This is a genomic window from Bacteroides nordii (assembly GCF_019930665.1).
GTDB lineage: Bacteria > Bacteroidota > Bacteroidia > Bacteroidales > Bacteroidaceae > Bacteroides > Bacteroides nordii.
On record NZ_CP082886.1, the window covers coordinates 1,756,804 to 1,777,889 of the forward strand.

At 43.5% G+C, this 21,086-nt stretch carries 16 protein-coding genes; 15 read left to right on the forward strand and 1 reads right to left on the reverse strand.

Features of this window, described 5'->3' with window-relative positions; all coding sequences use genetic code 11:
- Position 1: 1 nt before the first annotated feature.
- From K8P02_RS06775 to K8P02_RS06835, 13 genes are all read left to right on the forward strand, one after another.
- Complete coding sequence (locus K8P02_RS06775) at positions 2-625, forward strand: DAK2 domain-containing protein (protein WP_025867301.1); 624 nt, start codon at positions 2-4, stop codon at positions 623-625.
- Positions 626-652: 27 nt separating this feature from the next.
- Positions 653-1,528, forward strand: coding sequence for a 3-hydroxy-5-phosphonooxypentane-2,4-dione thiolase (lsrF, locus tag K8P02_RS06780; RefSeq protein ID WP_025867302.1), 876 nt, complete (start codon positions 653-655; stop codon positions 1,526-1,528).
- 2 nt (positions 1,529-1,530) lie between these two features.
- Complete coding sequence (locus tag K8P02_RS06785) at positions 1,531-2,436, forward strand: beta-propeller domain-containing protein (RefSeq protein ID WP_025867303.1); 906 nt, start codon at positions 1,531-1,533, stop codon at positions 2,434-2,436.
- Between the two features lie 24 nt (positions 2,437-2,460).
- The gene (locus K8P02_RS06790; RefSeq protein WP_025867304.1) at positions 2,461-6,453 is read left to right on the forward strand and encodes an SUMF1/EgtB/PvdO family nonheme iron enzyme; all 3,993 of its coding nucleotides are present in this window, start codon (positions 2,461-2,463) and stop codon (positions 6,451-6,453) included.
- A gap of 112 nt (positions 6,454-6,565) precedes the next feature.
- Positions 6,566-7,303 carry a DAHP synthetase I family protein gene (locus K8P02_RS06795; RefSeq protein WP_025867305.1) on the forward strand — a complete coding sequence of 246 codons (738 nt, stop codon included), beginning with the start codon at positions 6,566-6,568 and terminating at the stop codon, positions 7,301-7,303.
- Between the two features lie 139 nt (positions 7,304-7,442).
- Complete coding sequence (locus K8P02_RS06800) at positions 7,443-8,672, forward strand: glycoside hydrolase family 88 protein (protein ID WP_122201601.1); 1,230 nt, start codon at positions 7,443-7,445, stop codon at positions 8,670-8,672.
- A 13-nt stretch (positions 8,673-8,685) separates the two neighbouring features.
- Positions 8,686-11,139 (forward strand): glycoside hydrolase family 2 TIM barrel-domain containing protein, encoded by a 2,454-nt coding sequence (locus K8P02_RS06805; RefSeq protein WP_122201602.1) that lies wholly within the window; start codon positions 8,686-8,688, stop codon positions 11,137-11,139.
- Positions 11,140-11,251: 112 nt separating this feature from the next.
- Positions 11,252-12,811 carry a hypothetical protein gene (locus K8P02_RS06810; protein ID WP_025867310.1) on the forward strand — a complete coding sequence of 520 codons (1,560 nt, stop codon included), beginning with the start codon at positions 11,252-11,254 and terminating at the stop codon, positions 12,809-12,811.
- A 136-nt stretch (positions 12,812-12,947) separates the two neighbouring features.
- A complete protein-coding gene (locus tag K8P02_RS06815) occupies positions 12,948-14,204 on the forward strand; it encodes an alpha-galactosidase (RefSeq protein WP_223382159.1) in 1,257 nt (418 codons plus the stop codon).
- A 24-nt stretch (positions 14,205-14,228) separates the two neighbouring features.
- On the forward strand, positions 14,229-15,101 hold the full coding sequence (locus tag K8P02_RS06820; protein WP_223382161.1) for a hypothetical protein: 873 nt from the start codon (positions 14,229-14,231) through the stop codon (positions 15,099-15,101).
- Positions 15,101-17,374, forward strand: coding sequence for an alpha-N-acetylglucosaminidase (locus K8P02_RS06825; protein ID WP_044158144.1), 2,274 nt, complete (start codon positions 15,101-15,103; stop codon positions 17,372-17,374). The genes K8P02_RS06820 and K8P02_RS06825 overlap by 1 nt, the downstream gene beginning before the upstream one ends.
- A gap of 647 nt (positions 17,375-18,021) precedes the next feature.
- The gene (locus tag K8P02_RS06830) at positions 18,022-18,318 is read left to right on the forward strand and encodes a MerR family transcriptional regulator (protein ID WP_016268110.1); all 297 of its coding nucleotides are present in this window, start codon (positions 18,022-18,024) and stop codon (positions 18,316-18,318) included.
- Between the two features lie 5 nt (positions 18,319-18,323).
- Positions 18,324-18,641, forward strand: a complete 318-nt coding sequence (locus K8P02_RS06835) for a hypothetical protein (protein ID WP_025867312.1) — start codon at positions 18,324-18,326, stop codon at positions 18,639-18,641.
- A gap of 728 nt (positions 18,642-19,369) precedes the next feature.
- On the opposite strand, the gene K8P02_RS21790 is transcribed toward K8P02_RS06835, so the two are convergent.
- The gene (locus K8P02_RS21790) at positions 19,370-19,498 is read right to left on the reverse strand and encodes a hypothetical protein (RefSeq protein WP_262903100.1); all 129 of its coding nucleotides are present in this window, start codon (positions 19,496-19,498) and stop codon (positions 19,370-19,372) included.
- 457 nt (positions 19,499-19,955) lie between these two features.
- On the opposite strand from K8P02_RS21790, the gene K8P02_RS06840 reads away from it, so the two are divergent.
- Entirely contained in the window at positions 19,956-20,459 is a 504-nt protein-coding gene (locus K8P02_RS06840) for a site-specific integrase (protein WP_223382163.1), read from the forward strand.
- Positions 20,456-20,827 (forward strand): hypothetical protein, encoded by a 372-nt coding sequence (locus tag K8P02_RS06845; RefSeq protein WP_025867313.1) that lies wholly within the window; start codon positions 20,456-20,458, stop codon positions 20,825-20,827. The genes K8P02_RS06840 and K8P02_RS06845 overlap by 4 nt, the downstream gene beginning before the upstream one ends.
- Positions 20,828-21,086 lie beyond the last annotated feature (259 nt).

A 21,086-nucleotide genomic window follows, 5' to 3' on the forward strand; every position in this document is an offset into this window, starting at 1 on the left:
AATGGATAAATTAACTGTAAATGACTTTAAGAAAATGATTCAGAACGCTCTGAAAAATATAACAGAGCGTTCTGATGAGTTCTCTAAACTGGATGCTGTATTGGGGGACGGTGATCACGGTACAGCTATCGTACAAGCTATGTCGGCCATTGTACAATCGGCTGATAAAGGTACGGAATTCAAGAAAATGCTTGGAGATATGGGTTTCGACGTAATGTTGCAGATCAGTGGCTCTACCAGTACACTACTTGGAGGATTTTTTCTCGGAATGAGCGATGCACTGGCAGATGGAGTAACTGAGCTGGATGCTGAAGGTGTAAAAAGCATGTTTGCCGGTGGACTTGCCGGTGTGAAAAAGCAGACTAAAGCCCAACGCGGAGATAAGACGATGATGGACGCTTTGATACCTGCTGTAGAAGCTATACAAGCCACAAATTCGTCTGATATAAAAATGTTGATGGCAGCGGGAGCAGAAGCTGCATTGAAGGGAGCAGCGGAAACTGTAGATATGAAAGCTAACTTTGGGCGTGCCCGTAATTATGGCGAACGTTCCATTGGATATGCCGATTCCGGAGCAAGCTCCTGGTCATGCATGTTTGATGCTTTTGCAAAAGCACTACTTTAAAGATATATAAAAACAGAATAAGAGAAAATGGCAGATTTAGATGATTTAAGAGATGGCTGCAACTTTGGGTTGGACCAGGCTGTGGCAAATCAGACTTTCCACGTAAAAGGCGCAGGAAATCTTCCCTGGGGAATGAAAGACCGGTTATCACGTATATTTAATCCTGCGACAGGACGTACAGTGATGTTGGCTTGTGACCATGGTTTTATAATGGGGCCTACTTCCGGACTGGAACGTATCGACCTGAACATTGTACCACTTATTGAGTATGCAGATTGTCTGATGTGTACCCGTGGTGTTTTGCAGTCTGTTATTCCACCCACCACAAACAAATCAATTTGCTTGCGTTCGGATGCCGGTACCTCCATTTTGACAGAATTGAATGACAATGTATTGATTGATATCGAAGATGCAGTACGCATGAACGTTTCGGCTATGGCAGTGATGCTGGCTATCGGTGATAAAGAACATGAAGCTAAAACGGTGGCTAATCTCTACAAGGCAGTAGATAAAGGTACACGTTATGGCATTCCTGTAATGGGAGTTACGGCCGTTGGTAAAGAAATGGCTCGTGATGCACGTTATTTTGGTTTAGCTTCACGTATTGCAGCCGAGAATGGCGCTAACATTGTAAAAACTTACTATTGCGACGGTTTTGAGAAAGTGGCAGCTGCCTGCCCGGTTCCCGTAGTGATTGCCGGTGGTAAGAAACTTCCGGAGAGGGAAGCGCTTGAGCTTTGTTATATGGCTATCAATGACGGTGCTTCCGGGGTAGATATGGGACGTAACGTATTCCAGTCAGAAGCTCCCGCCGCAATGATTCAGGCAGTTTATGCAGTAGTACACCAGAACTATAGTGTAGATCAGGCTTTTGAACTGTTTAACGAATTAAAAGCTAAATAGTGATGATACGCCTGCGTTTATTAGCTCTGTTATTTCTTAGTTGTTCGTTGCATTTGTCTGCACAGGAAAAACTGGTACTTGCCGGTTCGGGAAATCCTGCGGTAATGATAGTAGATAAGCAATCGGGGGCTGTAGAATGGAAACATGCATTAGAAAAAGGAGAGGAGTGTAATACTGTAGCTGTTACCCGACAGGGCAATATTCTCTATTCTTACAAAAAAGGAGCAAAGCTGATAGGGACAGATCACCGTGTGATCTGGGATTATAAAGCCCCGGAAGGAACGGAACTTCAATCAGCAACTCTCTTGAAGGATGGCGGATTTCTTCTTGGCATCTGTGGCAATCCGGCACGGCTCATTGAACTGGATAAGAACGGAAAGGAGCGTAACCGTGTGGAGATTGACCTGCAAATAGAAAAACCACATGGTCAGTTCCGACAGGTTTTCCAGTTGCGCAACAAGAATTATCTGCTTCCTGTCATGGGAAAACAGAAAATGATGGAAATAAACCGGAAAGGTGCAGTAGTGGCAGAGTTTCCGACAGGAGGCCGGGCTTTTTCTTCACTCGAATTGAGAGACGGGAATATATTGCTTCCTTGTGGAGACGGGCACTTTTTTCAGGTTATTGACCGTAAAACAGGGAAGGAACTCAAACGGGTAACGTCTGAAGATGTACAAGGTGCTTCGCTGCTTTTTGTGGGACAGATATTGGATGCGGGCAAAGGAAATTTGCTGATCTGTAACTGGTATGGACACACAAAAGATGCTACAGTAGATGAACCTCAACTCATTGAAGTGGATGCAAACGGAAAAGTATTATGGAGCTTGAATGATAAAGAAAATATCGGTAAAGTTTCGGCAGCTTGTCTGGTGAGTAATCCCAAATTTAAGATAAATGTAGTAGAGTAATCCTCAAACTAATACATAACTGATATGAATAAGAAAATAGTAATAATGTCCGTTTGCATGGCATTGTCCCTTTCTGTTTTTGCACAGAAGAAAAGGGCAAAGGTAGCCGAACCTGCTACTTGGGCAGAAAGTATTGCCCGGGCAAAGAGTCAGGCTGATGCACAGATGCAAAAAACGCTTCGTCCGGTCGCTTCTAAAGTGATTAAGTCGAAAGCGGCAGCAGAGCCATTCTCTGCTGACATCAGCGGACTGGACGAAATGGTACTTTACACCTGGAGTACGGTGGACGGTACTTCCGATGATCAGCCAGTGTGGGCAAATGCCCGGCTGGTTGCTGCCGACGGTTCATCCGTGTGGTTAAATGATTTGAAGAATACCTTTAAAAAAGGTACCAGTGGCGGTTTGCGTTACAATGTAAATGCTAAGAATGCTGCTGTAACGATGAAAGGAAAAACCTATAATCGTACTATTATGACGGGGGGAAATGCACAGATTATTGTTCCGTTAGACAAAAAGTATATGCGTTTTGAAGCAGAAATAGGATTGGAGAATCGTTCTTCAAATGGTTCGGTTATTTTCCGTGTACAAGGTATTACGGGTAGCGAAGCTGCCGGTAAACTTGTGAATGACTATCCTGGGGAAGCTGCTCTGTTCCTGCCCTTTGCCGGTGGAGATATGAAAGCGTTGGTGACTACGTATGATGCAAGTATTGAGAAACACGTTGCAGAATCTGTTATCAGGCTCTTGAAGGAACCGAAACATTTTAATGCTTTGTTGCAACAGGTATCTCAAAAAACTGCATTGGACGAACAGGTTATTGGCTATCTGAATCTGGCTCAGGATGCAATGAATGTTTATCAATTGCAGGAGGCTCTGGCATGGATCAATATCCGCGCTATTGAGGAAGCTGTAAATGATATGAATCAGTATAAAGGTTTTGATCAGACAACTAACCAAACCCGGTTGGCAGAATTGAAAATGCTTACCGGAAGAGGTTTCAATGATATTTATACCAATCAACCCGCTGCATTGGAGACTGCCAATAAAGCGCTGAAACTAAAACGGGATATCTTGCTGGCTAATCCTGAACTGGATGTTGACAAACTGATTGTAGGTCGTTATAAGATAGGTACTACTGCTCGTCAGGCCACACCTCGTGCATTGGGAACACAAAATAACAACTGGTCTAATCAGACTTCTGCTTCCCGTGGGGGCTTTGATGCTGAGATTACTGAGTTGTCAAATCTTCGTGGCGATATTAAGTCGAGAACGATTTTTAAACCAACTAACGGTTCGTCTCTTCCTGACCTTAAATTGCATTGGGACGCTGACCGTATTTTGTTCTCTATGGTGGATACCGACAAACGCTGGCAAGTGTTTGAGGTAGGTGTAGATGGTAAAGGGCTGAAAAAGATGATTCCCGATCTGGAACCTGATCTTGAGTTTTTTGACGCTACTTATCTGCCTTCCGGCAAGATGATTGCAGTCTCCAATATAGGTTACAATGGTGTACCTTGTGTAAATGGTAACGATGAAGTCGGTAATATGTGTCTGTATGATCCGAAAGACAATTCTTTGCGTCGCCTCACTTTTGACCAGGATGCTAACTGGGCACCGACAGTGATGAATAATGGCCGTGTCATGTATACCCGTTGGGAATATACTGACTTAACGCATTATTTTTCACGTTTTGTGATGCATATGAATCCGGATGGTACTGAGCAGAAGTCACTTTACGGTAGTGGCTCTTACTTCCCGAACAGTACTTTCGATGCAAAGCCGCTTCCGGGTAATACCTCTAAGTTTGTAGGCGTTATCTCCGGTCACCATGGTGTAACCCGTTCCGGTCGCCTGATGATCTTTGATCCGGCTAAGAGCCGCAAATCGGAGAAAGGCATGTTACAGGAACTTCCTTTCAGAGATCGCAAGATTGAACCGATTGTAAAAGATCGTCTGGTAGACGGTGTATGGCCTCAGTTTATTAAGCCTTATCCGTTGAATGATAAATACTTCCTGGTTGCAGCTAAGTTGAATGAGAATGCATTATGGGGTATTTATCTGATAGACGTATTTGATAATTTGACTCTGATTGCCGAATATGAAGGTGAAGGATTAATTTGTCCGATACCTGTGAAGAAGACTCCGACTCCTCCTATAATTCCGGAAAAGATTAAGCCGGGTGATAAGGAAGCCACAGTATTTATTCAGGATATTTACGAAGGTGAAGGTTTAAAAGGTGTACCCCGTGGTACAGTGAAGGCATTCCGTGTACTTTCTTATGAGTATGCTTACAACAAAACCCCGTCCGATCATTGGGCACAGGGTGTACAGAGCGGTTGGGATATCAAACGTTTGTTGGGTACGGTTCCAGTAGAAGAAGATGGTTCTGCTATGTTTAAAATACCTGCCAATACGCCTATTTCACTTCAGCCGTTGGATAGTGAAGGACGTGCTATTCAGTGGATGCGTAGCTGGTTGACCGGTATGCCGGGTGAAACGGTTTCATGTATCGGTTGCCATGAGGATCAGAATCAGATTCCTATTCCTAAACGTGTGATAGCCTCACAGATTGCTCCTCATACCATAACGAAGCCTGAAGGTGGACAGCGTTCCTTTACTTTTGATCTGGAAGTACAGCCGGTACTTGACCGTGCCTGCGTAGCTTGCCACAATAGCGATAGTAAACTGGCCGACTTCACCGGAGGACGTATTGATAAGTTTACCGGATTTGGTGAAAGTTATCTGAATCTTCATCCGTTTGTGTACCGTCAGGGACCGGAAGCCGAAATAGAAGTACTGAATCCGTATGAATATCATGCTTCTGTAAGTCCGCTTATAAAGCTACTGAAGAAAGGACATCATGGTGTGGAACTGACAGATAAAGAATGGCAGACCTTGTACAACTGGATTGACTTCAATGCGCCTTATCATGGCAAGTTCAAAGCCAATGTATTTAAAGGGGTAGAGCAGATCAGCCGTCGTACGGAACTGACAGAGAAATATGCAGGTTCGGGTGTAGACTGGAAAGCCGAAATCCGTTCGTATGCCGACTATCTGAGCAAACAGGAAAAACCTGCTGCTGTGAAGCCTGAACGTAAGGAATATAAAGACAAAGAGGTGAAACTGAAAGGCTGGCCCTTTGATGCTGCTACTGCCAAGGCGATGTTGAGCAAAGAAACAGAAACGCAGAAGAGCATTGAACTTGCTCCTGGTATCCGGATGAACTTTGTACGAGTTCCGGCTGGTTCCTTCGTAATGGGTAGTAACCGCGGACATTCCGACTATTCTCCTGTAAGCAAACAGGTCGTGAAGAAAGCTTTCTGGATGGGTGAAATAGAGGTAAGCAATGAACAATTCCGTACCATCTTCCCTGAGCATAACAGCCGTTTTATTGGTCAACTTTGGAAAGACCACGTACACGAAGGTTATCCGGCTAATAATCCGGAACAACCGGCTATCCGTGTAAGCTGGCAAGAAGCTATGGACTTCTGTAAGAAGTTGAGTGAGAAGACCGGATTGAATGTAACCCTGCCTACAGAGGTACAGTGGGAGTGGGCTTGCCGGGCTGGTAGTGATGATGACTTCTGGTATGGTTCCCTGAATACGGACTTTGCCAAGTTTGAGAATCTGGCCGATGTACAATTGAATAAAGCGGCCGTGCGTGGTGTGAATCCACAACCGATGAATCCGAATGACAGTTGGTATAAGTATTACACATACCAGCCGAAAGAGAACGGAGTGGATGATGGTAATATGCTGATGGTAAAAGGGGGTAGTTATCAGGCCAATCCATGGGGATTGTATGATATGCAGGGTAATGTAGCCGAATGGACCCGTTCAGACTATATGCCTTATCCGTATAATGAGAAAGCACAAGACGGTACCGGTACAGAAAAGGTAGCCCGCGGTGGATCATGGACGGAACATCCCAAAACTTGTACATCTTATTACCGGAAAGCTTATCTGCCCTGGCAGAAGGTTTATAATGTTGGCTTCCGTGTGATTATAGAAGACTAAGAGTTCATCACAAAGTAATGCAGAGTTTCACAGAGTTTATTATTATTGAGAATCATAAGTAGTACTCTGTGAAACTTTGTGTTATTGTGTGGTGAAATAAAATGAAGACCGAATGGATAAAATAGAACTTATTGCGGGTCCCTGTAGTGCTGAGACTCGCGAACAAATGATGAAGACTGCAACCCAACTACGGGCCGTAGGTATCCGGACATTGCGTGCAGGATTGTGGAAACCTCGTTCACACTACGGAACATTTGAAGGAGTGGGCGAGAAGGGACTGGCATGGATGGAAGAGATACAGCAAACTTTAGGTATGCGGGTGATGACTGAAGTGGCACTGCCCTCACATGTAGAAGCTGCCTTAAATGCCGGGTTGGATATGCTTTGGATTGGAGCTCGTACTACAGTGAATCCTTTTATGATGCATGAACTTGCCGAGGCATTACGTGGAACAGATATTCCAATATGGGTAAAGAATCCTGTCTCTCCCGATCTGGAACTATGGATAGGAGCTATCGAACGCCTGCAACACGCAGGGGTAAAGCGCATTGGTGCCATACATAGAGGCTTTTGCCTGGTAGACAATGCGCCTTATCGCAATTCTCCGTTGTGGGATCAGATAAAAGAACTCCGTAATCGCGTTCCTGGTATACCTGTTTATTGTGATCCCAGTCATATTGCAGGAAAACGTGAGTTGTTGCTTCAGATTTGTCAGGAGGCACTATCTCTGAAAGTGGACGGATTGTTTATTGAATCCCACTGTTGCCCGCAGGAAGCTTTGTCTGATGCTGCACAACAATTGACCCCCGCGGCTTTGTCGGATATGTTACATACGCTGAATATAGATTGATCAGGATTGAAAAATGGTATGTTTTCTTGTCTCAAACCTAAGATTGGGATAATAGTGCAAGTCTATGGAATAATAATATAAACCCGAGTCAGGCTAATAGCCTATTTTTGCATTGGACAAAATAAATTATAAAATAACCATGAAAATCAAAACAGGACTGCTATCACTAATGATAGTATGCGGCGCATGTAGCCGAACTACCCAACCAGCGGATGTGTTAAAAGATAACTTCGATTTTGCTTCCGGGCAATTGAATTTCGCCTTTTCGGAAATAGACCAGGTGAAGTCTGCATTTACAGAAGAGCAAAAAGAGAAGATGTTAGTCAGCCCTCGTAATATTGAACCGGATGGTTCACTGCATCTCGTCGCTTCACGGGATTGGTGCAGCGGATTCTTTCCGGGAGAATTGTGGTATATGTATGAATATACCGGCAATGAGTATTGGCGACAGAAAGCTGAAGAGTTTACCGCACCTATTGAGCGTGAAAAGACCAATGGCCGTACCCATGATATGGGCTTTAAAGTATTTTGTAGTTTTGGTAACGGATACCGTTTGACGCATAATTCTGATTATAAAGGAATACTTATCGAATCGGCAGAAACGCTGATTACCCGGTATAAACCCAATGTGGGTTGTATCCGTTCATGGGATCACAATAAAGATAAATGGCAGTGTCCTGTTATTATAGATAATATGATGAATCTGGAGTTACTGTTCTGGGCTTACAAACAAACCAACCGGGAAGAATTTTATGACATCGCTGTAAACCATGCACGTACAACAATGAAGAATCATTTCCGCGACGATTATAGTTCGTATCATGTAATTGATTATGATACAATCAGCGGAGAGGTTCTGAAAAAGAACACACATCAGGGATATGCGCATGAATCAGCATGGTCACGTGGACAGGCGTGGGGATTATATGGTTATACTATGTGTTACCGTGAAACGAATCTTCCGGAATTTCTGGAACAGGCCAAACATATTGCCAACTATATCTTTACCAGTAAAACACTTCCTGAAGACTTGATTCCTTATTGGGATTTCAACGCTCCTAATATTCCTGACGAACCGAGAGATGTGTCGGCAGCAGCTGTTATAGCTTGTGCGCTGTATGAGCTTTCTATGTACGACAAGGACAATGCTGTGCAGTATAAAGAATGGGCCGATACAATTGTCAGTAATTTGAGTAAGAACTATCGTGCAGCGTTGAATGGTGATCGTGGTTTCCTTTTACTTCACAGTACGGGTTCTGCTCCTCATAAGTCCGAGATAGATGTTCCTATCGTCTATGCAGACTATTATTTCCTTGAGGCTTTACTCAGAAAATCAAAACTGGAAAAAGAAGGAAACGCTGTATTGTAAAAGCGGTGTAAATATGAAAAATACAATTGTTGGTTTATTAGTTAGTTTGATGCTGCTGAGCGGGAATCTTGGTGCAAAGGTTCCTGTGACGCAGTCACAAAAACTTCGTTTAACGGATAACTGGGAATTTCTTCGACAGGATGTTGGTAATATATGGGAACTTGTCAGACCCATGAAAGTCGGACAACCGGAAGGATCACCCATTTGGACAAAAGTAACTCTTCCACATTGCTTTAATGCAGAAGATGCAGTAGATCCGGATGTGAATTACTATCAGGGACCGGGCTGGTATAAAACACAACTCACGATAGACAATCCCTATAAAAACGGTCGTATCCTGCTCGAATTTGAAGGAGCAGGACAAAAGACAGATGTTTATATCTATATGACTAAAGTGGCTGGTCACACAGGTGGTTATGATAGTTGGAATGTGGATATAACAGATGCCGTAAACACATTCCTTTCCAGTAAAGAGGCTGAGCGTTTTGGAGGACGTGTCCCTTTGAGTATTCGTTGCGACAATACGCGTGATGCCGAAATGATACCTTCAGATCTTTCCGATTTTAATCTTTATGGAGGTATTTACCGTTATCTCAATCTGGTTTATCTTCCGGAGGTTTCTATAGCTTCGCTGAAGATAGAGCCGGTATTAGATCAGAAACTGAAGCAGGCAACCCTGAAAATAAATTCTTTCTTTTATAATCCTTCGGATGTGAGAAAAGCCACTGTTGAATGGCGCGTGAAAGACTCTCAAGGGAACGTGGTACTATCCGGCAGGCAGGATGAAGTCACTCCTCTCGGCGAATTCTGCCTTGCCGACGTCCCGTTAAAAAAGCCTCAGGTATGGGATGTGGATAACCCGCTGCTTTATACGTGTGAGGTTACTGTGCGTGCCAATGGACAGGCAGTTACTGCTTCCGAACGTTTTGGTTTCCGAACGTTTGAATTTATAGAAAAAGGTCCGTTCCATTTGAATGGGCGTCGGTTGTTATTACGTGGTACACACCGGCATGAAGATCATGCGGGGGTAGCTGCTGCCATGACCGAAGATCAGATGCGACAAGAGATGCAGATGATGAAAGAGATGGGTGTTAACTTCATTCGTCTGGGACATTATCAGCAGTCAGAAATAATCCTTAACCTTTGTGACAGCCTGGGTATCCTGGTATGGGAGGAGATTCCCTGGTGCCGTGGAGGGGTAGGTGGAGAAAAGTACCGTTCACAAGCCAAACACATGTTGACAGACATGATAGAACAACACCGCAATCATCCTGCCGTGATCATTTGGGGACTCGGAAACGAGAATGACTGGCCGAATGATTTTGAAACATTTAACCAAGGAGAGATCCGCTCGTTGATGAGTGAGCTTCACACCCTTTCGCATCAGCTGGATGATAGTCGTAAGACAGCTATTCGCCGTTGCGCCTTCTGTAGTGATATTGTTGATGTTTATTCGCCTTCTATCTGGGCAGGCTGGTATCGGGGTAATTATACCGATTATCAGGAAATGTCTCTTGCTGAGATGGAAAAGGTGAAACATTTCCTACACGTAGAGTGGGGAGGTGACAGCCATGCCGGACGTCATGCCGAGGTGGTGGCAGCCATTCGTAAAGCAGGTGAGAGCGATGCTGATGCAGCACTGAATGGTTCGGCACAAGTGCTTAAGAAAGGGGATTGGAGCGAAACATATATCGTAAAGCTGATTGATTGGCACTTGAAAGAACAGGAGAATATGCCTTGGTTGACAGGAGCAGCTTATTGGCCTTTCAAAGATTTCTCTACTCCGATACGTCCCGAAAATCCGGTACCGTATATGAATCAGAAAGGGGTTGTAGAGCGTGACTTTACGAAGAAAGAAAGTTACTATGTATTCCAGTCTTATTGGACAGAGAAGCCCATGATACATATATATGGGCACAGCTGGCCAGTGCGTTGGGGAAATGCGGGTGAGGAGAAAGAGATACTGGTTTATTCAAACTGCCCTTCAGTAGAACTTTTCGTCAATGGAGTGAGCCGGGGAATAAAGAAACGTAATAGTCAGGACTTTCCTGCTGCCGGACTACGTTGGAATGTACCTTTGAATGTCGGAAAGAATACGGTTAAGGCTGTTTCTACTGGTAAGGAAAGCATCACAGACGAAATATCTTTTGAGTATCAAACGGAGAAGTGGGGGGCAGAGGCTACTATACAACTTACTGCGACACCTTGTGGAGATAATATGTTTGAGGTATCAGCACAGTTATTGGATACCAATGGAGTTCGCTGCCTGGACTCCCGTATGTTCGTTCATTTTGAAATAGCAGGCGATGGTGAGTTGATACAAAATCAAGGTACTGCCATGGGATCGCGCAAAGTGCAGGCATGTAATGGACGTGCAGGTATCCGCGTTCGCCAACCCAAAGGAAAATCCGTTGTTGCGGTGAAAGCCGAAGGTATTCCTACAGTAACGTTGTTAATTGAAAATTGAAAGTTGAAAGTTGAAAGTTGCTGCGCTGTCATGCTGTATAGTAACTTTCAACTCTATAAGACTTTCAATTAAACGACAACGCGCTGCATAGTAATTTTCAATTTTCAATTCAATGAGTAAATTTCAGAACCTAATTTGTGGAGGGGCCTTTATTGTCTTCTTTGTTACAGGGGCATTGGCACAAACCAAACTCCCGCCTGCCTGGCAATCCAGCCTGGTAAAGATAACCGATGCGGGAGAACTTACATATTATCCTGATAAAGAAGGAAATACAATCCCGGATTTCAGCCGTGTAGGTTATCATCACGGAGATAAGAGCATTCCGGCTTATCCGGCTACGATAATCGTTTCGCCGGTAGCGAACGGAGATAGCCATAACGTTATCCAAAAGGCAATTGATAAAGTTTCGCAAATGAAGCCCGATAAGGATGGACACCGGGGGACGGTTTTACTCAAACGAGGTATTTATAAGATCTCTGAGAGTATTCTTATTACCGCCAGTGGTGTTGTATTAGAGGGAGAGGGAGAAAATGTGAATGAAACCCGTCTTTTGGCTACAGGGAAAAAGCGGTATTCGTTAATAAAAGTATCCGGTACGGGAAGAGCGAAAGAAGTGCCGGGTACACGGGCAAAGATTACAGATACATTCGTTCCTGTTGGTACCCATTCTTTCCGGGTTTCTTCGGGTAAAGGTTTTCGTCCGGGAGATCGCATTATGCTTTATCGCCCCGGTACTTCACAGTGGATACACGACCTTAAAATGGATCAAATTGTAGAACGTAAAGGTACCCGTCAATGGACTCCCGAAGAGTATAATCTTGCTTTTGAACGTGAGATAACCAAAGTAGAAGGCGACCGTATTTATATTGATAATCCTGTTGTAATGCAGATGGATGCCAAATATGGTGGCGGTGAGATTTATAAGTATACATTTGACGGACGTATCAGTGAAGTAGGAGTCAGCAATCTTTGTCTTGAGTCTGAGTTTGAAAACTATGAGGATAATCAGCATGGTTGGATAGGTGTGGAGTTTGATAAAGTAGAAAACTGCTGGGCACGCAATATTACTTGTCGTTACCTGGGGTATGCAGCTGTTAGTTGTGAGGCGATGGCTAAGAACGTAACGGTTTCTAACAGCCGTTGTCTTGAAGCAAAATCACTTATTACAGGTGGTTTCCGTTATGGTTTCAATAATTGGGGGCAACAGAATCTTTTCATGAATTGCCAGAGTTCCGAAGGGCGTCATGACTATGTGACCGGGGCGCGTGTGTGCGGGCCGAATGTATTTTATAATTGTTCCGCTTCCCAGACATTTGCAGATATAGGTCCGCATCACCGTTGGGCAGTGGGTACTCTTTATGACAATATAATCACCGACGGAGAAATTAATGTTCAGGATCGGGGACAGATGGGAAGCGGACATGGTTGGGCCGGCGTTACACAAGTCTTATGGAACTGCCGGGTGCGCCGTGCTGCTATACAAAATCCTTGGGTTTCCGGAAACAATTATAGTATCGGAACGAAGGGAGAGAAGGTGCCCGGACATTTCAAAGACCGTCCCGAAGGCATTTGGGAAGGACAGAATGAGATTAATATTTTCCCTCGCTCTTTGTATGTGGCCCAGCTTATGGCAAGACAAAAAGGAGCAGACTTGCAGATATTGACTAAGTAAAAACTCACCACAGAGTATACAGAGGTTACAGAGTTTTATTACTTTTGTAATCGAATATGCAACCCCTTGGTGGTCTTTGTGTACTCTGTGGTGAATTTGAACAAATTGTTCTGTTAACATCTTACTTTCGAACCTTATGAATAAACAAACTTTTCTATCTTTTATCATTCTGTGTGGGATTACTGTGACTCTTGGTGCCCAGACTACTGCTTATCGTTTGGAGAACCCCTTTCTGGTACGTACGCTTGAAGTAAACAACGGTGTCCTGGCTACTCAATCTATTTACAATAAACTTTCTGGTAAAACGCTGACGCCTCTTTCATGTGAAGAGTTTGCCTTGCGCATTTCTGAGGGTACCGACAAAGAAGGTACCGACCGTATCTTGACTGCTAAAGATTTTACAGTACTTTCTGTTTCCGACTACAATCTTACATCAAACAAGAAAGGCCGTGGTTACAGGTTTGTACTTAATAATAAAAAAGAAGAACTTTCGGTGACGGTCAGCTATGAATTGACGGATGATGATTCTTTTTGCCACAAGTACTTGCAGATTCGCTCTGGTAAGGATGTTACATTGGAACGCGTTGATGTGGAGTCTATCTCTTTCGCTGATGCCCGGCAAAACTATACTACAAAAGAAATTACGGCTCAGGGGGGTGCCCGTTGGAAACCGGGTCTGGGACAACCTCTTTATACAACAGAAACGGCTACCTATTGGGGAATCGAATTTCCTGCGGCAACCAATCTGGTAACGGATCAGAAAATGTCCTGTGGCTATCTTCGTGGTTGCGGACTTTCTAAAGGCGAAGAGTATACAACCTATAAGAGCGTGGTTGGCGTGGCCGATGATCCGGCTTATCTTGATGATGCCTTTTACGCTTATATCAATAAAATAAGAAAACGTCCGCTTCGCTTGCAGATTCAGTACAACAGTTGGTTTGATTTTGGAAAGAGTGTTTCGGCCCGAACGTTTACAGCCAGTGTGCGTAAAGTGAACAATGAACTGGTGCTTGAACGGGGGTGTACACCTTTGAATGCCTATGTTATTGATGATGGGTGGCAACATGCCGACCCGGCGACTGCCGATTGGTCGGGAAAGGTTTGGACGGTGAATTCCAAGTTCTCTTCCGATTTTTCCGAAAGCCGGCAAGTAGTGAAGGAAGCTAATTCTAATCTTGGGCTTTGGCTAAGTCCGGCTTCCATTTTAGGTGGATTGAAAATGGTTCCTAAAATGCGTGAATATGGTTATGAATCTCTCTCTTATGGTATGTCCATGACGGGAGCTGTATATATGCAGAAGCTTGAAGACCGGGTTGTGGAGCTTGCTTCCGGAGGTGTTTCTTATTTTAAATTTGACGGACTGTTCGGACATCTTAATATCCGTGATTTTTAGTTACAGGGAAGAGGCACGGCAGCTATGCCACAGCTTGGGCTTGAAGGCTTTTCTTCCAATGACGAGCGCTTGAATGACTCCCGGTATGACGAACTGAAACTTTATTACCTGACTGCCGGAACAGAACGTCTGATGAAGATCTTTAATCGTTTGGGAGAAGTGAATCCGGATATTTTTATTGCTATTACAAACGGGGCTTATCTTAGTCCATGGTGGTTGCAATACGTCGATGTGGTTTGGCTGATTAATGCCGGAGATGCTGCGAAAGGAAATAATCGTAACGGGGAGTTGGTATATCGTGATAATGTTTATCATCAGATATGGAAAGAAGAGAATACGAAGTTTCCGATGAACTCAGTTTTCAATCATGAACCGAAGAAAACAGGTCCGGATGAAACACCGGAGGCTTTCCGTGATTATTTGTATATGAATCTTAGCCGGGGTACTGGTTTTATTGAGCTGTATATCAAGACAGAAAAATTGTCTTATTCTGATTGGGACATTTTGGCCGATGGCTTGAAATGGGCTCAAAAAGTATTTCCGCTTTTCCATAATGTCCGTATGCACGGTGGTTCGCCTCGTGACAATGAGGTGTACGGCTACAGTGCCTGGAATAAGACTCAGGGATATCTTTCTTTTCACAATCCTTCGGAAAAGGAGCAAACTTATAATGTGATGTTTGACCGTAGTTTAGGATTATTGCCCGAAACGGATATGGTTTATCATGTTTCATCTCCTTTAGGAAGTGTGGGCAGTAGAGTGAAAGCCTCGTATCGTTATGGTGATATGCTATCGCTGACTTTGAAACCCGGAGAGATTACAGTGCTTGATTTTACTAACCTTGCCTCCAGCTTTTCCAGTTTGGGAAATGAAGGCATATCTTCAATTTGTGACTGATGAATAAAATTAAAAGTTTTTTTGTATTGTTGTTTTTTCTATGTTCTTTATCTGTTTCGGGTAAGGACAAGCGTGTCAAAGCCGTTTATGATCTGATAGAGCGGGTAACTCCCGGTTACTCTTCGCAATACCGGTTGGAGTTGATAGCTCCCGATAATGGTTCTGATGTCTACGAGGTAGACGGCAACGGCAAACAAGTGATTCTTCGAGGTAACACGTCCGTTGCGCTGGCTACTGCCTTTAACTGGTATTTGAAGTATACTTGTCAGGCGCATGTTTCCTGGTTTGGTAATCAGCTCCAGCTTCCTAAAAAATTGCCTCAGCCTCTTGCAAAGGAGCGCCGTCTCATCAACGGCCGTTATCGTGTGTACATGAACTATTGTACTGTGAGCTATACTGCTGCCTGGTGGAATTGGGAACGTTGGCAAAGGGAACTTGACTTTATGGCGATGAACTCCATCAATATGCCTCTTTTTACTATTGGGTTGGATGCTGTGTGGTATAACACCCTGTTGCGTTTCAATTTCACTGATAAAGAAGCGCGTGCTTTCCTGGCTGGTCCCGGACATGCAGCTTGGCAATGGATGCAAAACCTTCAAAGTTATGGTGGACCCCTTCCGAAAACTGTGATTGATAAACATGCCGCATTGGGTAAAAAAATTATTTCACGGCAGCTGGAGTTGGGAATGCAACCTATTCAGCAGGGCTTCTCCGGTTACGTACCTCGTGAGTTGAAAGAGAAGTATCCCACAGCGAATATTAACCAGCAACGCTCCTGGTGTGGTTTCAAAGGAGCTGCCCAGTTGGACCCTACTGATTCGTTGTTTACCCGTATGGGACGTGCTTTCCTTGAAGAACAGGCCCGATTGTTTGGTGCACACGGAGTTTATGCTGCCGATCCGTTCCACGAAAGTGCTCCTCCGATAGATACTCCTGAATATTTGAAAGCCGTAGGAGAAAGAATTCATCATCTTTTCCGTGATTTCGATCCGCATAGTACTTGGGCCATGCAATCGTGGAGTTTGCGTGAAGATATTGTAAAGGCCGTTCCAAAAGACGCTTTGTTGATTCTTGACCTGAACGGTAAAAGTACTTCAAAAGCCCTGTTTTGGGGATATTCTACGGTAGTAGGCAATCTGCATAATTTTGGTGGACGTATCAATATGCACGGTGATTTGAAACTTTTGGCCTCCAACCAATACAGTAAGGCAAAACGGTTGAATCCTGCTGTTTGCGGATCAGGTTTATTTATGGAAGCCATTGAGCAGAATCCGGTATATTATGAACTGGCTTTTGAAATGCCCTGTCATGCTGATAGTATCAACCTGCAAGCATGGCTGAAACAGTATGCTACCCGTCGTTATGGTGCCTTTTCGCCGGCGGCACAGGAGGCGTGGTTGTTGTTGCTTAACGGTCCGTATCGCCGGGGTACGAATGGTACTGAAAAGAGTTCAATCGTAGCTGCCCGTCCTGCGTTGGACGTAAAGAAATCTGGTCCGAATGCTGCTCTTGAGATACCTTATGATCCCACATTGGTGATTCGTGCCCAAAGCCTGTTGCTCAAAGATATAGATAAGTTGTCTGTTTCCCGACCTTATCGTTTCGATATCGTGGATGTGCAACGGCAGCTGATGACTAATCTCGGTCAGCTTATACATCGTCAAGCGGCAGAAGCTTTCAGGAAGAAAGATCAGTGTGCTTTTACACTTCATTCCGGGCGATTCCTTGAAATGTTGGCTGATATGGATAAGTTGCTTCGTACCCGCAGTGAGTATAGCTTTGATCGTTGGCTGACGGAAGCCCGTAGTTGGGGAGATACTGACGAGGAGAAGAATTTGATGGAACGTGATGCCACTTCTTTGGTCACTATTTGGGGGGCTGACGGTGATCCGCGTATCTTTGATTATTCCTGGCGAGAGTGGTCGGGTTTAATCAGTGGCTATTATCTCCCGCGTTGGCAGAAATTCTATGCCATGCTGCAACAACATCTTGATGTGGGTACTTCATATGAAGAAGCCGGTTTACCATTGATTTATGGTCGGGAGGCTTTCCGGGCCAATGATTTCTATAACGGTCTGGCAGAGTGGGAGCTTGCATATGTTGATACTTATGGTAAGGCACGTACTCCGATTACTGAAGGTGATGAAATTATCATGGTAAAACAGCTTTTTGACAAGTATCTCAAACTCTCTCAGGAGTATTATGCCGGAGGAGTGAAGGTTGCGGAAAAATCTTCGGGAGAAAAGACTTACGAAAATCTGGGAGAAGATTGACATTTTGACAAACTGACAAAGTGTATTTTCTATATCCTTTTTATAACGTTGTAGCAGAGCAGAATTCTGGTTTATAGAATTGAAGGCATTGTAGGTGCGTTGTGAGAACGCATAAAGTTTGTACTTGGATTATTTCAGTGTTAGAATGAAATGCTTTCTTTTTTGTAGCTGTCTTTATGATTGTAGATAGTTAAAGCCGGGTTTGTTCTGCTACTTTCTTTTTGTTGCTTACCTGTGTTCTATGCCTTAAAACAATGTATTTTGTTGTAACTATCTGAAGATAAAGTAAATATAGAGAGTTTAAAAGATGCAGGTAACGATTTGGTGATGGAAGTCCTGCTTCGGGTTACACTGCTTTGCATAGTTTCAAATAACTCATATACAAATGTAGGCAATATTTGGAATATAGCAAAATATACTGCTATTTATTTTTGTATAAATCTGATTATTAACATATTAGTAATTTAAGGCATAACTTATTGATGCCTACTTGTTATAGAATAGCCGGAGACAATGTCTCTCGGCTATTTTTTTGTCCCAAATTGGCGTTTTCTGTCTTTTTTTGGCGGTTGCTCAACGGTTGAGTAACCAATGGCCTTATAATATCTCCGTAATATTGCACCATAAACAATAAAAATAAGGTCATTATGAATAACAGAAGAACTGCACCGGGTGGACAGACAACCCACATGCTTAGTGCCATACTCGCCAAAGTTACCAACATTGAAAAGTTATTGGCTCCTGCCGTACATAATTTGCCGGACAGCGAGATACTGGACTCAAAAGGTGTGCGCTTGCTCACCAAGATGTCGGACAGGACACTTTTAAGACGACGCAATGACGGGACACTCCCCTTTCATAGAGACAAGGGGAAGATATATTACCGTCGTTCGGACGTACTCCGTGCCATGTTGCTGGAAAAAGAAGAACACTCTAAAAAATAAGCGTTATGAAGAAAATGATTAAAATTGAAAGCAGTTCATTCGCTGCGCTCGTGAGAAGTTATAAGAAGTCGTTGAATATGCTGGCCGTCCTGCAACATATCTGTCAGGAAAATGACGTGGCGCTTTCCATGCTGCCTGATGAAGTCTGCGAACTGATAAATCTCGATCCGGCAGAGATTGAGAAACAGCGTTTGAGCGGACGGCTACGTTTTGCAGAAGAAGAGAACGGGACAAAGCATTATTCGATTGTAGATATTATTAATCTGAAAGACTCGATAGATTGGAAGATTATTAATAAACAGGTAGAAAACTTTTCCTTATAGGAAAGTACGTATTTTTTATAAGTGATTGAGAATGAGATAAGTCTTTATCTCATAAAAAGAAGAGGTTACGAATTAGAAATAAACAGAATGTAGCATCCTGCTGTGATTTGCATAACCATCCAAAGAACTCTTTCGGTTGCAAAGGTACGATATTTAATCGGGGATAAAGAATGTTTTAAGATTTTTTATCCTCGATTTTTTGCTTGGATAAATCTGTTTTCATTAAACCATATTCTTCTCTATTCTTTGCTATATCCATTTCAATCCATTCAAACTTATGTGGCAATGGTTTCTGTTTTTTGAATGATCTATTTCGTTTGCATATTCTCATCCTTTCGTGTGTTTTGTATAAAAGTCAGCCGTCGTCGCAGAAAGACAGTCCTCGTACCTCAGACTAACTTCCTCCGACTATGGCACGGCAAGAAAAATCCTTGACAGTATGCCTTGAAATGCTTCAAGACTATACTGCCAAGGACTTTTCTTTGTTTGCCGTGCTGACAACGGCTGATTTTTATAGCCACAACTCGCAGTTCCATTTTTTATCGCACAATCCAAACGACATGAAACAGTGGCACGCCACCCTTTCATGTCTTAGTAGTACGGCATGAGGAAAAGTGCATCTTTTTGTCGGTTGCAGGCTAACCGATCAAAAGAAACACCATTCCTTGATTTGCCGTACCATTTTGTTTGCATACTCCACCGCAAAAAAGAAGTCATTGATGTAAACCTCAACGACCACTTTCATGCTTGGCTGCACAGCCTTGGAGAAAACCCGATGCAAGAAGCATGGACAAGCCATACTCTTCTTTCATCAGAATTTCTCTGATGGCTGTGCCATTTTTGTATGCGATTTCCATTTTTCAAGACGTTTGTAAGACGACGTTGTATCCATTTCTCAGAAATGAGTATGCGATAATCGTACAGTCCAAAAACTTCCGTGAAGTTTCTTTTTTCATTTGCCGCTTTGATTTTCTTTCCTCCACATGGTCTTTCCTTTTGGCATCAACCGTTATCGTGCAGGTGCAAAGGTATGGCAGCGGGCTTTGGAAATAAAAGGTTGAGCCTTCGGTTTTCGAAAAAATCTCCACACCGTTGGGTAGTATTTACTTGAAAAATGTGGTAGGGCTTGCGCAGTCCTCCATTTGGATTTACTCCATACCTCTGAAACATATCGTTATGGCGGCACACTACAACGGCAAGATACCGAGAAATCCGTTTGCCATGTACCACGTTGATCCAGACCATAAGGAACGTGAGTTCTTGACCTAGGACGAGCTTACCGCCATGACTGAGATAAAGTTGGAAGACCCCAACATGGCATTTGCGAGAGACATTTTTATCTTTGGCAGTTGGACAGGTATAGCTTTCATCGACATCAAGAACTTGACGGAAGATAACATCAGCATGGTAAACGGTGCTCCTTGGATAGTGTCCAAGCGTCAGAAGACAGGCGTACCGTTCCAAATCAAGCTGATGGATATTCCCATGCAGATTGTTGAGAGATACAAGTCTTTCAGAAAAGACAACCACTTGTTCAATATCGGTAATCTTGACAGCATTAACAAGCGCATCAAGAAAGTTGCTGCAATGTGTGGTATAAAGAAGCGTGTATCATTTCATGTCTCACGTCATAGTTGGGCAGTTTTAGCCTTGGAGTATGGTATGCCGATAGAGAGCGTGAGCAAGATTCTTGGTCACACGAATATCACCACAACACAGATATACGCCAAGGTGACAAGCACAAAACTTAACCATGACATATCTGTCTTTGAAAGTCGAATCAAGGGGCATTTGCCTGTAATGGGAGGAATGGCATGAAAAGGACAACTATCACTATGGACGGAAATGGAAGGCTTTCCATTCCGTCCAACTTGGAGGACTTGTGGATGAGTGAGGGAGAGTTGGTGGATATGCTTCATGTTATCGCCCCGAAACTCAACTCTGTGATACGAGCTATATATAAAGAAGGTATGTTGTCTATGTCGGAAGTCCAATACAAGGACGAAACTTCCGTTAGTGTTTGGCAAACGCTGTATAATTTTCCTATGATAGTTGCCATTTGCTTTCGTCTCCACTCTTTTGGCGCAGCACAACTTCGTGAAGTTATCCTCAAGAGATTGTACGAAGCAAAAGAGAAAACAACTATTGTCCTGCAACTCTACGGAGAGACGAATGCCTTTTGTTGAAAATGGTCGTATCTTTGACGCTTCGGTTGTTCACTGTCGTATTGACTTATTGACGCACTGATTCACTGTCGTATAGAAATGTGCTTGTAATTTGATAAAGAAGTATCCATGCAAAGAATAGTGTAAGCATATATACATTGATGTCATACGTTTTACATGTTTATCGTATGACATATAAAACGTATGACATGCAGGAATACATTTTTGTTCATCCCGAGGAATGGTATTCTATGTCCCCAATTCTTCGGGATTTATTTGT